The organism is Bacillus sp. SJS (assembly GCF_000732485.2).
GTDB lineage: Bacteria > Bacillota > Bacilli > Bacillales > Bacillaceae > Metabacillus_B > Metabacillus_B sediminis.
In genome coordinates, this window is record NZ_JAQV02000031.1 from 110,112 (window position 1) to 123,966 (window position 13,855).

13 protein-coding genes are annotated in these 13,855 nt (G+C 43.6%); 3 read left to right on the forward strand and 10 right to left on the reverse strand.

The genetic code is table 11. The annotated features are described in order from the left end of the window. Window positions 1-135: 135 nt before the first annotated feature. The 3 genes from AS29_RS18070 to AS29_RS18080 all read right to left on the reverse strand — a co-directional run bounded on the left by AS29_RS18070 (window position 136) and on the right by AS29_RS18080 (window position 3,078). Window positions 136-927, reverse strand: coding sequence for an ABC transporter permease (locus AS29_RS18070; protein WP_035411556.1), 792 nt, complete (start codon window positions 925-927; stop codon window positions 136-138). After that, window positions 917-1,549 (reverse strand): ABC transporter ATP-binding protein, encoded by a 633-nt coding sequence (locus AS29_RS18075; protein ID WP_035411558.1) that lies wholly within the window; start codon window positions 1,547-1,549, stop codon window positions 917-919. The genes AS29_RS18070 and AS29_RS18075 overlap by 11 nt, the downstream gene beginning before the upstream one ends. Before the next feature lie 113 nt (window positions 1,550-1,662). Beyond that, the gene (locus AS29_RS18080) at window positions 1,663-3,078 is read right to left on the reverse strand and encodes an alanine/glycine:cation symporter family protein (protein ID WP_035411562.1); all 1,416 of its coding nucleotides are present in this window, start codon (window positions 3,076-3,078) and stop codon (window positions 1,663-1,665) included. Between the two features lie 148 nt (window positions 3,079-3,226). On the opposite strand from AS29_RS18080, the gene AS29_RS18085 reads away from it, so the two are divergent. After that, complete coding sequence (locus AS29_RS18085; protein ID WP_035411565.1) at window positions 3,227-3,553, forward strand: hypothetical protein; 327 nt, start codon at window positions 3,227-3,229, stop codon at window positions 3,551-3,553. A 169-nt stretch (window positions 3,554-3,722) separates the two neighbouring features. Here the strand turns inward: AS29_RS18085 and AS29_RS18090 are convergent, their stop codons facing one another. The 4 genes from AS29_RS18090 to AS29_RS18110 all read right to left on the reverse strand — a co-directional run bounded on the left by AS29_RS18090 (window position 3,723) and on the right by AS29_RS18110 (window position 9,376). Then, on the reverse strand, window positions 3,723-4,094 hold the full coding sequence (locus AS29_RS18090) for a DUF1499 domain-containing protein (protein WP_051860816.1): 372 nt from the start codon (window positions 4,092-4,094) through the stop codon (window positions 3,723-3,725). Between the two features lie 105 nt (window positions 4,095-4,199). Then, a complete protein-coding gene (gene parC / locus AS29_RS18095; RefSeq protein WP_035411568.1) occupies window positions 4,200-6,632 on the reverse strand; it encodes a DNA topoisomerase IV subunit A in 2,433 nt (810 codons plus the stop codon). Window positions 6,633-6,635: 3 nt separating this feature from the next. Then, on the reverse strand, window positions 6,636-8,600 hold the full coding sequence (gene parE / locus AS29_RS18100) for a DNA topoisomerase IV subunit B (protein ID WP_035411570.1): 1,965 nt from the start codon (window positions 8,598-8,600) through the stop codon (window positions 6,636-6,638). A 368-nt stretch (window positions 8,601-8,968) separates the two neighbouring features. Next, window positions 8,969-9,376 carry a CoA-binding protein gene (locus AS29_RS18110; protein ID WP_066099109.1) on the reverse strand — a complete coding sequence of 136 codons (408 nt, stop codon included), beginning with the start codon at window positions 9,374-9,376 and terminating at the stop codon, window positions 8,969-8,971. Between the two features lie 155 nt (window positions 9,377-9,531). Between AS29_RS18110 and plsY the strand changes: the two genes are divergently transcribed. Together plsY and AS29_RS18120 are read left to right on the forward strand one after the other, a co-directional pair. Continuing rightward, window positions 9,532-10,125 (forward strand): glycerol-3-phosphate 1-O-acyltransferase PlsY, encoded by a 594-nt coding sequence (plsY, locus tag AS29_RS18115; RefSeq protein ID WP_035411579.1) that lies wholly within the window; start codon window positions 9,532-9,534, stop codon window positions 10,123-10,125. Window positions 10,126-10,240: 115 nt separating this feature from the next. After that, window positions 10,241-11,362 carry a CapA family protein gene (locus tag AS29_RS18120; protein ID WP_051860817.1) on the forward strand — a complete coding sequence of 374 codons (1,122 nt, stop codon included), beginning with the start codon at window positions 10,241-10,243 and terminating at the stop codon, window positions 11,360-11,362. Window positions 11,363-11,382: 20 nt separating this feature from the next. Here AS29_RS18120 and AS29_RS18125 read toward each other — a convergent pair whose 3' ends face one another. Genes AS29_RS18125 through liaF form a run of 3 tightly spaced genes read right to left on the reverse strand, consistent with a single transcriptional unit; the run spans window position 11,383 to window position 13,825 of the window. Further along, window positions 11,383-12,015, reverse strand: a complete 633-nt coding sequence (locus AS29_RS18125) for a response regulator transcription factor (RefSeq protein WP_035411583.1) — start codon at window positions 12,013-12,015, stop codon at window positions 11,383-11,385. Beyond that, window positions 12,012-13,061, reverse strand: coding sequence for a sensor histidine kinase (locus AS29_RS18130; protein ID WP_035411586.1), 1,050 nt, complete (start codon window positions 13,059-13,061; stop codon window positions 12,012-12,014). The genes AS29_RS18125 and AS29_RS18130 overlap by 4 nt, the downstream gene beginning before the upstream one ends. Continuing rightward, complete coding sequence (gene liaF / locus AS29_RS18135; RefSeq protein WP_442854549.1) at window positions 13,058-13,825, reverse strand: cell wall-active antibiotics response protein LiaF; 768 nt, start codon at window positions 13,823-13,825, stop codon at window positions 13,058-13,060. Before liaF ends, AS29_RS18130 begins: the two co-directional genes overlap by 4 nt. Window positions 13,826-13,855 lie beyond the last annotated feature (30 nt).

Here is a 13,855-nt window from a genome sequence, read left to right on the forward strand (position 1 = left end):
TGTCTATTTATATTTGCAAGATATAAATGCTCGAGGTCAGTTTATCTTAGCAACAGTATATTCTAAAGGTTTTTTTCTCTTTTATCAAGTTTTTTTCTATTCTGAAAAAGAAATATGACGGAATCCCTGTCGGTTCTAGTCCTCTTTGTAAACAAGCTGGGCTCTTTTGTTAAAAAACAGCTTTGTCCCAAGCTGGATGAAAAGAATCACGCACAGTGCCGTACTGCCCGTAATGCTTAACAAAACAACAATTTGGTACTCAATAGCAACAAGAGGACTTGCACCTGCAAGAATTTGTCCAGTCATCATGCCTGGTAGAAAGACAATTCCCATTCCGAGCATGTTGTTCAATGTGGGCAAAATAGCGGAATCAAATGCAGAATTGACAATCGATTTCGAAGCATCCTCAGGCTTAGCTCCGAGCATCAGCGCTCCTTCTACATAATTCTTTTGTTTCCTCATGCCTTCTGTCATGTTCTTCACCCCTAATGTAATTCCAGTCATGGAGTTTCCGATGATCATTCCCGCTATCGGAATGAAGTAACGCGGTTCATACCATGGTTCAAAGTGAACCACGACAAAATTGAAGAACAGAAGGCTTGCAATGGATCCTGAAAACATGGAAATGGCGATAACGGATTTCATTTTTTTGGATAAGTATTCATCGATTTGCCGGTAGATATTAATAATAGCGAAGGTTTCCATAATCAAAACAATCAGAATGGATATAAACGGATTTGGTTTTTCAAATATGTATGTGAGGATGTAGCCTACTAAAATTAGCTGCACAGACATTCTTGTAGTGGCTATAATAATTTTCCACTCTCGTCTGATTCCTCTTCTCTTCACAATGGCAAGAAGCAGTACAATAAACCCGTACGCAGCAATGAGTCTCCATAAGTCGATATTTATCATGTTATCCTTCATTTGTCTTGTCCCTTTTTTGCTTTTTTAATGTGATGATGGCATCACTGTATTTCTCTGCAATTTCATTAGAATGGGTGACCATAATGACTGTCTTTCCTTTTACGGCTTCTAGAAACGTCCGAACTATTTCATCCTCGGTGCCTTCATCCAAAGCGGAAGTAGGCTCATCCAGCAGAAAGCACTCAGGTTCCATTAAATACACGCGAGCCAGCGCAAGCCTTTGTTTCTCTCCGCCTGATAAATCTTCAGCGGATTGATCCAGTTCCTTATCCAGTTTTACAAGCGCTAAGACATTTTTAAGTGCATCCGTTGAAGCGGGCATTTTTTCAGAAAAGATTCTTCCAATCTGCAGATTGTCCTCAACCGATCCTTCAAAAATAACAGGCTGCTGGGCAAGCATGACCACTTCCCTTCGATGGGTTATGGCGTTTACCTCACTAAAGTCACTGTTCTTATATTGAATTCTCCCGCTGTCGGGTGATAGAAGAATATTCAGCATTTTCAGCAGAGTAGATTTTCCCGCGCCGCTTTCTCCAATAATGCTTGTTACCTTTCCTTCTTCCATCTCCATATGGCTGATGGACAGTATGTCTTTATATACAAGATTTGAAATCTGAAACATTCCGTGACCTTCTTTCTTCCCGCTCTTTCTGCTTATTCTAAAGCATTTTTCCACTCTTTTGCGAAAGATAAACTAAAAGAGCGCTGTTTTATCATAACAGCGCTCTTCAGTCTTTACTTATCCAGTCGATTTTCATTCCATGCTTCAATGTTTTTCAAGCCCGCCACTGACTTTTCTGTAAATACCGGTTCGATTCCTTCTCTGCGCTGTTTCAGATAATGATTCATCACCTTTACCGCAATTCCAGCGAGCAGAGTAATGGCTACCAGGTTAACGATTGCCATCGTGCCCATAAATACATCAGCAAGATCCCAAACAATCTTGAAGCCTGAAACGGATCCAAAAACGACCATAATAAGAACAGCTATTCTGTAAACCAAAAGCCAGTTCTTGTTTGTATTCATGAATTCAATATTCGTTTCACCGTAATAATAATTCCCAATTATTGAGCTGTAAGCAAATAAGAAAATACTGACTGCAACGAAAATCTGCGCCCATCCTCCAATATGATGGCTCAATGCTGCTTGTGTAAGCTGAATGCCTTCCAAGTCTGCATTTGGTGTCAAATCATAAAGAAGAATCATGAATGCTGTTGCGCTGCAAACCATTATCGTATCAAAAAATACACCAAGGGATTGAATAAAGCCCTGTTTTGCCGGATGAGATACATGTGCGGTGGCTGCCGCATTAGGTGCGCTCCCCATCCCCGCTTCGTTGGAAAACAATCCGCGTTTAATTCCTTGCATCATTGCTGCACCAATAGCTCCGCCTGCTGCAGAGTCTAAGCCTAATGCAGAAGAGAAAATATGCCCGATGACTGCAGGCACCTGTGTAATGTTTATGATTACGACGAACAGTGCGACTAAAATATACAGTCCTGCCATAACCGGTACGATCAGCTGAGTAGCAGCCACAATTCGCTTTAGTCCCCCAAAAATGATAAACGCTGTGATGATAACCAAAACACCGGCCATGACCGATTTGTTTACATTAAATGCGGATTCGAATGCAAGAGAGATTGTGTTCGCTTGGACGGCATTAAAGATAAGTCCGAAACATAGTGTGATCAAAATGGCAAACAGAATGCCCATCCATCTCTGCCCAAGGGCCCTCTCCATGTAGTAGGCTGGACCGCCGCGGTACTGATCCCCGTCTTTCACTTTATAAACCTGAGCAAGCGTGCTTTCAACGAATGCAGTTGCCATTCCAATTAGCGCTATAAGCCACATCCAGAAAACCGCTCCAGGACCGCCTAATGCGATGGCAATAGCTACACCGGCAATGTTCCCTGTTCCTACCCGTGAAGCGGCACTTATAAAGAATGCCTGCAAAGAAGAAACTCCTTTGCCTCCTTCGCCTGAAGTCATGTTTTTATCACCCAGCAGTTTAATCATTTCTCCAAAATGGCGAAATTGAACAAACTTTGTACGAATGGTAAAAAATATTCCTAATATGATGAGCATATAAATTAATAATTTACTCCACAGTAAATCAAGATACCCATAAAATAATCCGTTGATAAATTCCATATAAAGCCTCCAATATGTATTATCATGTCAGAAAACCTAACATGACCTGATTTATTATATCAAATGAATAAGCATTGTCCAGATTTTTTTTCTTTCCAACCCTCTTGTATCATGCTAGAATACCCATATTAGGAGGTGATGGGACGCCATGTTTCGTTATACGGTTATTCTTTTCATGTTTACCCTATCAGCACTCCTCATGACAAATGTTCACTTTCAACATAGTGACGGAGCTTCACATAAAATGATTGAAGAAGGATCCATTCAGATTAGTGAGCCAGACCTGCATGCGGCAGATCATGATAAGGTTATTCCGTATCCGGTTCATTCTTATTCATTATTAGCTGCTCAAGTTGTTTTGCTGACCAGTTTAATGATCCTTTCAATAAAAAGGAAAAGTCAGCTGCAGTATTTTCTCATGGCTGTCTTCTATCAGTCTTCTTACTTTCGAACATTCGCGCGCATTCATGCATAGGCAAAAATCTATGTAAAGGGGGCAAACCGAATGTTCTGGTTAAGAGCAATCATGGTTTCCGGATTTTCTTTAACAGCTGCCACTCTGCTGTTTTATCAAGGAAACGAAATCATTCACGCGTTTATGAATCTATTTACAGACAAATAATCATTACAGAGAGAGCGGCACGTTAAACGTGCTGCTTTTCTTTTTCCTTAAAGCTCTGTAAAATCCGCTCCGCTCTCTTCCGATTCACACCGAAGTCTGAATACCCCATTCTCGATGAGGATTTGATGTGAACCTTTTTGTTTTCGGCATCAAACCAAATTTCTACATCGTCCTTAAACCTTAGCCATTTCGTTTGGAAAATACAGCGGATGTAAACCGTATCCTCTTCTTCAATCGACACCCTGTCCATGGATAGCAATAGCTCCTTCATAATTGACATAGCTTCTCCTTCTGTAGAGGAGTATGAAGCTGGATGGATGTGCAGGGGCTTTTCCTGATTAAAAGTAGAAACGCAGTTTTTTGAGTTTTTCTTGCACGCATGAATTCGATTCATATCGTTCCCTCCCTATCGTTCTTCTCCATTTATTCCCTTGCGGCAGAGGAAGGAAACTTCAGCCAAAAGAAAAGCCTGAGATTCAGTCTCTCAGGCATTCGGTATCTATTCTGTTATCCAGCCGTTCGTCCAAATTTCTGTAACGGTGCCGGCTTCGTGCTCATCCACAGCGAACGAACCGTTGCTGTAGCGGTCATTGTTGCGGTAAGAGCTGGATCGCACAGACTCAACAAGTCCTTTTGCGGTTTTGAGGTAAATCATCACATCTTTATTCGTCAGGAAGGATCCCATCAGGCGATGAGGATTCTTCTTAAGCTCTCTCAGCATAATCAGGCCGCGCTTAGCCCGTGACGACCGCTCAAATTCTGCAGTCAGGTCCATTCGTTTTACAGCGCCTCTCTGGGTCACAACAAGAATGGATGGAGCTGTATTCTTCTCAAAAATCTGACCGCTGATTACATAATCGTCCGGCTTCAGGCTGATTCCTTTCACTCCCGCTGCCCTCGCACCTACTAAACTAACTTCCTCTTCGCCAAACCACAGACCGTATCCCACGTGTGTGGTGAGGAATATCTCGGATTGGCCATCGGTTAAGTGCAGATCAATCAGCTCATCATCTTCTTTTAAGTTAAGGGCGACGAGCGGTTTTGAATATCGCTGCGCCTTATAAGCCGTAAGCTCTGTTCTTTTCACCATGCCGTTCTTCGTGATGAACAGCAAATATTGATGTTCCGTGAATTCTTTAACCGGTATCGCTTTCAATATGCATTCGTTCCGGTCAATTGGAATGATATTGGCGATATGCTGCCCCATGTCCTTCCAGCGGATATCAGGAAGAGAATGAACCGGACAATACAGGTAGCTGCCTTTGTTTGTAAAGAGAAGCAGAACATCCTTTGTATTCATCTCAAGCTGGGAGATCAGCCTGTCTTTTTCCTTCATTCCGAATTCCTGGCTTCTTGATGCGGAGAAGGAACGCTGGCTCGTCCGTTTGATATAGCCATCCTTTGTCACGGTGACGATCACATCTTCAGACGCAACCATTACTTCAAGATTGATTTTAATCTCTTCAATTTCTGCTTCAATAATCGATCTGCGATCATCGTGATAGGTTTTCTTTAGTTTTTTCAAATCGGTCTTGATTACTTGAAATAGCGTTTTTTCATTGTTCAGAATTCCTTCAAGCTCAAGGATTTTGCGGTCAAGCTCACTCGCTTCTTCCCGAAGAGCGGTAATGTCGGTATTGGTCAGACGGTATAGCTGCAAGGTTACAATGGCTTCTGCCTGAGGCTCGGTAAAGCCGAAGGAAGCAATCAGGTTTTCTTTTGCATTCTTTTTATCTGTTGATGCACGGATAACCGAAATGACCTGATCCAGGATGGAAAGAGCCTTTATAAGGCCATCCACGATGTGGTGGCGCTCTTTTGCTTTCCTCAGCTCATAAACAGACCGGTTCGTAATGACTTCCTTCTGATGGGCGATGTAGGCATCCAGGATGGAGGGAAGCGTCATCAGTGTCGGTCTTCTTCCCGCGATGGCGACCATATTAAAATTATAAGGAATTTGCAGATCGCTGTTTTTGTAAAGATAATTCAGGACGCCGGCAGCATTGGCGTCTTTTTTTAGTTCAACAACAACACGCAGTCCGGTACGGTCGGTTTCATCGCGAACCTCAGAGATGCCTTCCACTTTCCGTTCAATCCGGAATTCATCCATTTTCTTAACGAGATTCGCTTTGTTAACCTCGTAAGGAATCTCAGTGATGACAATTTGCTGACGGCCGCCCTTAAGGTTCTCTATTTCTGCTTTACTGCGGATGATGATTTTGCCTTTTCCTGTTTCATAGGCTTTTTTAATACCCTCAATCCCCTGGATGATCCCGCCTGTAGGAAAATCCGGTCCTTTAATGACTTCCATCAGATCGTCAACGGTGCACTCTGGATGATCAATGCGTTTAATGACAGCATCAATGACTTCCCCTAGGTGATGAGGAGGTATTTCTGTCGCATAGCCAGCTGAGATCCCAGTTGAACCGTTAACAAGAAGGTTCGGATATTTCGCAGGAAGAACGACGGGTTCTGCGCTTGTATCATCAAAGTTCGGAATAAATTCTACTGTTTCTTTATCAATATCTCTTAAGAGCTCAGAAGCGATAGCAGAAAGACGGGCTTCTGTATAACGCATCGCTGCAGGCGGGTCACCGTCCACACTTCCGTTGTTTCCGTGCATTTCCACTAACAGGTTCCGCACTTTCCAGTCCTGGCTCATCCGCACCATGGCCTCATATACGGAGGAGTCTCCATGCGGATGGTAGTTCCCGATAACATTACCGACCGTTTTAGCCGATTTTCTAAAGCCTTTTTCCTGGGTGTTTCCTTCTGCATACATCGCATAAAGAATCCTTCTTTGCACCGGCTTTAAACCATCTCGGGCATCCGGCAGGGCACGATCCTGAATAATGTATTTGCTGTAACGTCCGAAACGGTCGCCTAATACTTCTTCTAATGGCAAGTCATGAAATTTTTCTGTTTGTGCCATAGATTAATCCTCCTCTGCGACCGACAAATTTTCATTTTCCAAAATGTTGCTTTCATCTTCCAGGCCAAACGCAACATTGCGCTCAATCCATTTTCTTCGCGGCTCCACCTTGTCACCCATTAACGTTGTAACACGGCGCTCGGCTCTTGCTGCATCATCAATTCTCACCCTGATGAGGGTCCGTGTTTCAGGGTTCATCGTCGTTTCCCACAGCTGATCAGCGTTCATTTCTCCAAGACCTTTATAACGCTGGATGATGGTTCCGCGGCCGACTTTTTTTTGAACCACTTTAAGCTCTTCATCTGACCAGGCGTATTCTGCTATTTCTTTTCTGCCGGTGCCTTTGCTCACCTTGTAAAGCGGAGGAAGAGCGATAAAAACCTTCCCGGCTTCTATAAGCGGCTTCATATACCGGTAGAAAAAGGTGAGAAGAAGCACTTGAATATGCGCTCCGTCTGTATCGGCATCCGTCATAATGACCACTTTATCGTAATTAATGTCTTCAACCATAAATTCGGCACCGACGCCGCCTCCTATGGCATGAATAATGGTATTGATTTCTTCGTTCTTAAATATATCCTGAAGCTTTGCCTTTTCCGTATTGATGACTTTTCCTCTTAAAGGAAGGACAGCCTGGAACTTCCGGTCCCGTCCCTGCTTCGCAGAGCCGCCGGCTGAATCTCCCTCCACGAGGTAAAGCTCATTCCTCTGCGGATTTCGGGACTGTGCTGGTGTCAATTTTCCGCTTAAATTCGTTTCAGAACGCTTTCTTTTCTTTCCGCTTCTTGCCTCTTCCCGGGCTTTACGGGCTGCTTCCCTTGCCTGGTACGCTTTAATGGATTTACGGACGAGCAGGGTGCTCGTTTCCGGATTTTCCTCAAAGAAGTAGGCCAGATGCTCAGAAACAATGGCATCAACAGCTGATCTTGCTTCGCTCGTACCAAGCTTGCCCTTCGTTTGTCCTTCAAATTGCAAAAGCTCTTCCGGAATTCTGACAGAAACAATTGCGGATAATCCCTCGCGAATGTCAGACCCTTCCAGGTTCTTATCCTTCTCTTTTAAGAGTCCTGCTTTTCTAGCATATTCATTGAATGCCCGGGTCATGGCAGTCTTGGCTCCTGCTTCGTGTGTGCCGCCGTCTTTTGTGCGGACATTGTTGACAAATGAGAGAATATTTTCGGAATATCCATCGTTAAACTGGAATGCAAACTCCGCTTCAATCCCGTTTTGAGTGCCCTCGAAGGACACCACCGGATTGAGAGAGTCTTTCTCTTCATTCAGGTATTCAACAAAGGCTTCAATTCCGGTTTCGTAAAAATACGTTTCCTCCAGCTGATCCCGCTCATCTTTCAGCTGAATTTTAAACCCTTTCAGCAAAAAAGCAGATTCTCTTAAGCGTTCGCTTAGAGTTTCAAAATTATAGACCGTTGCACTGAATATGATCGGGTCCGGCTTAAAGTGGATTGTCGTACCGGTTTTATTCGTTTTCCCCTTTTTCTCCAGGGTCGTGACAGGCTTGCCGCCGTTTTCAAAACGCTGCTCATAAATAAAACCGTCCCGGCAAATGGTGACAGTCAGCCATTCAGACAGAGCGTTCACAACGGATGCCCCTACACCGTGAAGTCCGCCGCTCGTTTTATAGCCTCCCTGGCCAAACTTACCGCCGGCATGAAGAACGGTTAAAATGACCTCCGGGGTGGGTTTCCCCATTTTGTGCATACCGGTAGGCATTCCCCGTCCTTTATCTTTAACGGAAATGCTATTATCCTTGTGGATGATGACAGTGATTTCATCTCCATAGCCTGCAAGGGCCTCATCCACTGAGTTATCTACGATTTCATAAACAAGATGATGAAGCCCTCTGCTGTCGGTGCTTCCAATATACATTCCCGGCCGTTTTCTGACTGCATCCAGCCCTTCCAGCACTTGTATAGCATCATCGTTGTAGTCAAATTGCTGCTTAACCAAAGACTTGAACTCCTTTCAACCATCCGCTATCTTTCTCTCTTCACGAGAACGTGTGTTTCTATATTGTATCGCATGATCCGCTCTTTAGACAAGGTATGCCCTCCTGAGCATGGATCAACGCTTTATTTCATCCCTTTATTAATTAGAAAAATTTACATGAAAGGAATGTGTCCAAGCACTATTTTATCTTTTCCGCTGTATTTCGCAAACCTAAATTTGTCAGGAGCAGTGAATTTTCTTGAAAAAGCGATGAAAATGGATCTGTTTTATGAGGGAAATTGCTGCAGTTTTTCATGCTGAATGCAGGAAAAGGGAAAAAATGTGAGTAATGAGAAAGAAGGCCGCTCCATTGGAGAAGCGGGACTTCGTTATTTCGTCAGAGCATGTTCGACTTTAATGCAGCGGTCCATGATGACCGTGCAGCCTTTTTCCTTCAGCTTATGGTATGTCTCTTCATGAGCAACACCAAGCTGGGCCCAGAAGACCTTTGCATCAATCTGCAAAAATTCCTCTGCAACCCCAGGCAGAAATTCAGATCTTCGGAATACGTTCACGATATCTACCGGTCCTTCAATGCTTTTCAGATCAGGTACCGCTTTTACGCCAAGAGCTTCATCAATTGTGGGGTTAACCGGAATAATTTCATAGCCGGCTGCTTGCATTGCTTTGCTGACCATATAGGAGGTTCGGTTGGGGTCTGAGGAAAGCCCTACAACTGCAATTCGTTTGCTTGATTGTAATATTTTGCGAATCTCGTCTCTTGAAGGATTTTCAATCATGTATGCTCACTCCTTTTCTTATATTGTATAGAAGATTCAAGACTTTAAGCAAACGTAAGGTGAAAGAGATTTTCACTGGATGCTAGTTGAATAGCGCTTGTCATGATAAACTATAAATAATTACAGTAAGAATTAAAGGAGTCCGGAAGTTCATGATTATTGCGCTTATTATCATTATTGCTTATTTGCTTGGTTCCATTCCTTCTGGTCTCATTGTTGGAAAAGCCGGATACGGGATAGATATCCGGGAGCATGGGAGCGGGAACCTCGGCGGAACCAATACGTTCAGGACGCTTGGCGTAAAAGCGGGCTTGATTGTGACCCTCTCAGATATTTTAAAAGGAACAGCCGCCGCTTCCGTTCCTCTATGGTTCGGGAGTGAATTTCACCCGCTGCTTGCCGGAATTTTCGCTGTCATAGGACATATGTTTCCGGTATTCGCGAAATTCAAAGGCGGAAAAGCGGTAGCGACTTCAGGCGGGGTCCTCCTGTTCTACGCACCCGTTCTCTTTATCACGATGCTCGCCTTTTTCTTTATTCTTCTGCTGCTGACAAAGTATGTATCCCTGTCCTCCATGCTTTCAGGACTGTATGCTGTTGTCTTTTCTATTGTTTTAGGAGATGTATGGCTAATTGCGATCACGTGTGTCATGACCTTTTTCGTCATCTATAGACATCGGGCAAACATTAGCCGAATCCGAAATGGCACAGAGCCTAAAGTCCGTTTCGGAAAAAAAGCAGTGTAGCCTTAAGCTGTCCTTCAATGGGACAGCTTTTTTCTGCTCTTTTATTTCCATCGATGTTCCGATATGATGAAACTAGAAATATTCAGAAATCTAACAAAGATAAGGAATAACGGCCATGAAAAAAATACTAATAACCTGCTTGTTTATACTTGTTTGCATGACGGTATCTGCGTTCTTGTTATGGAACCGAAAAAGTGAGAAGCCGCGCCAAATTACGAAACAGCCCTCCAATCATTTATCTATTTCCTATAAGCCTTATAAAGCAGAAGCCACCCTTTCTGCTGCAGGTGATTTTCTTCTTCACAGCCAAGTCTATACAGACGCCCTAACTGGTAAAAATAAATACAATTTTAACTCGATGCTTGAAGAGATTCGTCCCTTCTTTAAAAATACAGATCTCGCATATATTAATCAGGAATCCATCCTTGGAGGTGCTTCACTCGGTTTGTCCTCCTACCCTTCGTTCAATTCGCCCTATGAAGCTGGAGACGCTCTAATAAATGCGGGAATCGATATCGTGAATATGGCGAACAATCATGCACTCGATAAAGGTCCTGCAGGCATCTATAATGCGATTGCATACTATGAGAAAAAGGGGCTCCCTTACATTGGAGCCTATAAAAATTCAAGAGATTCCCTTACTCCGAGAGTCATTAATAAAAATGGAATTAAATTTGGATTTGCAGGCTATACATATGGTACAAATGGAATTCCAGTTCCTTCAGGAAAGCGCTTCCTTGTTAATTTGATAGATGTTGAAAAAATGAAGAGGGAGACGAAAGAAATAAAATCTTTATCTGATTTTGCCATTATCAGCGTACATTGGGGAGTGGAATATCAGCGGTTTCCGAATGAGGAGCAAAAGCGGATTGCGGCGATCCTGGCTGACGCAGGTGCAGATGTCGTTATTGGACACCATCCTCATGTCCTGCAGCCGATGGAATGGATTGAGAACGAGAACGGGCATCGAACGCTCGTTGTTTACTCCTTAGGGAACTTTCTGTCCGGTCAGCAGGGAGAATATAAAGATATCGGCGGTATTGTCCAAATTCCATTTACAAAAGAATCTACAGGTACATCTGTAAAGATATTCGTAGGGGATCCTGAATTCATTCCCACCATTGTAACCAGCAAGAACAAGAAACAATATCGGGTGAAGGTATTGAAAAGAGTCAACCCAAAGCTCAACCGTTCCATTGAAAATCACGTGCTCACGCCTCTTAAAACAAACAAATGAGCCTGGCAAAGGGCTCATTTTTATTGAATCAATTCATTTTTGAATGCATAAATGACCGCTTGGGTACGATCATGGACCTCCAGCTTGCTTAAAATATTGCTCACATGGACCTTTACTGTTTTCAAAGCAATGTATAACTCATCTGCCATTTCCTGATTGGATTTCCCCTGAGCCATTAAAAGCAAAATTTCCATTTCCCTTGCTGTCAGCTCATCATGAAGGTGCGAGCCTTGGGGCTGCCTCATTCTCTGCATCATTTTTCCGGTTACCTCCGGTTCAAGGATGGACTGCCCCTTATACGTTTCGCGGATGGCTCTCGCAATTTCGCTCGCCTTTGAGGTTTTAAGCATGTAGCTTGCAGCACCAGCCTGAAGAGCGGGGTAAACTTTTTCATCGTCCAGAAAGCTCGTTACGATAATGACCTTTGCCTCTGGCCAATCTCCGATAATTTTACGGGTTGCTTCAATCCCGTCCATTTCCTTCATAACAAGATCCATTAAAATGATGTCAGGCTTTAGTTTAAGGGCAAGTTCGTGAGCTTGGAGCCCATCCTCTGCCTCCCCTACAATTTCAATATCCGCCTGAGCGTTTAAATAAGAAGAAACCCCAATTCGGACCATTTCATGATCATCTGCAAATAAAACGCGTATCACAACGTCTCTCCTCCCGTTTCCTGTTCAATCAGCGGAATTCGTACTTCTATCCGTGTTCCTTTGTTCGGCAGACTGATAATTTTAACAAGTCCCCCGAGCTCTGCTGCCCTTTCTTTAATATTCTGCAAGCCGTAGGAGCCGGTTTTTGCCTGCTCTACATCAAAGCCGATCCCGTCATCGGTTATCCTTAAGATGGCCATCTGCTCCCTTCTGATAAGCAGCACATCAAACTGTTCCGCTTTCGCATGCCTTAGTGTATTGGAAACAGACTCCTGCAGGATCCTGAATAAATGATCCTCCACCCCTTTAGGGAGTTTGAAAGATTCCAGTTTCCATGTCACCGTCATTGGAACTTTATGTATGAGCTCTGAAAGAAGTTCCTCTATTCCTTCTTTTAAAGTTTTTCCCTTCAAGGCAACGGGACGGAGATGCAGGAGCAGCGCCCTCATTTCAAGCTGGGATTGATGGATCATTTGCTCTGTCAGCTTCATTTGCTTTCGGGTCAATTCCGGGCTGCTTTCCCCCTCATTGATTGCCGACATCAGCATGGAGGCGGCAAATAGCTGCTGACTTACGGAGTCATGCAGTTCCCGGGCCAATCTTTGTCGCTCCAGGGAAACCATCGCCTGTACCTGTTTTTCATGATCAACAGCTTTTTCATTGGCAGACTTTTGAAAGATTTTTATTTGTTCCGTTTGCTGCTTGTTCAGCCTGCCCAGTCCATCCCATATTTGCTGCAGCTCAGGTAATGAAGGCTTCTCAAATTCGGCGTTTGGATGTTTCCCGCTCTGGAGTTCCTGCAAATATAAGTTCATCATGTGAAGCTGTCTTTTCAGGCCGAATCCTGAAAAAAGTCCATAGCAGGCACCAGCCAGCATGCAAAGCAGCAGTGCGAACAAGATAAATGGAAGGTCTCCAATTTCTCTTTCCCACAGACTGGACCAATTATCGGGAGGGAACGTCATAAACCAGACGCTGAATAAGGCGATAAACAGAATGAGGGAAAGAATGACTCCTGAAAAAATATGGCGGAGCAGTGTGCTCATTTGCGTCTCACCTCGATATCCCCAACAAGGAAAGAGGTGTAAATCTTAAGTTTTTCCTTGGCATCCTTATAAGCCTCTGTTTCAAGAAAAATCGTTTTATTCATCTTTCTGGACTCTTTGTAATCCAGGACGTTTACCGCTCCTGCCATGACAGAATGTTTCAGAGAAACTTCTAATTCATAGGGAATATAAATTTGAACATTTCCAATAAACCCGCGGATAAAAATGACGGCCTCCCCTTTTGGAAGCACCGTATTGGATAAATCAATCACGGTGTCGCCAATACCTGTTTGAATGTTAACGTCCTGCCATTCATAAATGTCTTCAGGTGTCTGCTGCCTTCCAAAAAGAATATTACTGAAAAGCGGCTTCTCCATGACAATACCCTCAACCGGATCCTTATCAAGCCGGATTGCGCTCTCAGGTACTATCATCTGAGGTTTTTTCTGGCTCTGTACATACTGGTAAATGGCATATCCGAGCATCGCCAAAACTAAAAATTTAAAAGCAAAGGTATTCAGGAGAGTTAAGGTAAAGGAGATAATTCCAAACCAAAAGAGTAATTTCCCTTTTGAACGGGGCATTTTTTTTCGCCCGAAGTAGATGCATCCAATGGTGATGACTAGAAAAAAGACAGATCCTCCATCATGAAATGTGAACTCCAGCACTAAAAGGGCGATCCCGATAAGCAGGAATAAGTTAATGGTTTCGGTTTTTAGTTTGTCAAAAATGGCGATCGCCTCCTTATTGTGAAAAAGGCGCAGTACTGCGCCTTTTTAGGATACCACGTTTAT

Excerpts from the sequence above, each read along its gene's own strand:
- AS29_RS18085 (WP_035411565.1), top strand. The coding sequence starts at position 3,227 with ATGTTTCGTTATACGGTTATTCTTTTCATGTTTACCCTATCAGCACTC.
- AS29_RS18075 (WP_035411558.1), bottom strand. The coding sequence starts at position 1,549 with ATGTTTCAGATTTCAAATCTTGTATATAAAGACATACTGTCCATCAGC.
- AS29_RS18090 (WP_051860816.1), bottom strand. The coding sequence starts at position 4,094 with ATGAATCGAATTCATGCGTGCAAGAAAAACTCAAAAAACTGCGTTTCT.
- AS29_RS18080 (WP_035411562.1), bottom strand. The coding sequence starts at position 3,078 with ATGGAATTTATCAACGGATTATTTTATGGGTATCTTGATTTACTGTGG.
- parC (WP_035411568.1), bottom strand. The coding sequence starts at position 6,632 with ATGGCACAAACAGAAAAATTTCATGACTTGCCATTAGAAGAAGTATTA.
- AS29_RS18070 (WP_035411556.1), bottom strand. The coding sequence starts at position 927 with ATGAAGGATAACATGATAAATATCGACTTATGGAGACTCATTGCTGCG.
- plsY (WP_035411579.1), top strand. The coding sequence starts at position 9,532 with ATGATTATTGCGCTTATTATCATTATTGCTTATTTGCTTGGTTCCATT.
- AS29_RS18130 (WP_035411586.1), bottom strand. The coding sequence starts at position 13,061 with ATGAGCACACTGCTCCGCCATATTTTTTCAGGAGTCATTCTTTCCCTC.
- AS29_RS18120 (WP_051860817.1), top strand. The coding sequence starts at position 10,241 with ATGAAAAAAATACTAATAACCTGCTTGTTTATACTTGTTTGCATGACG.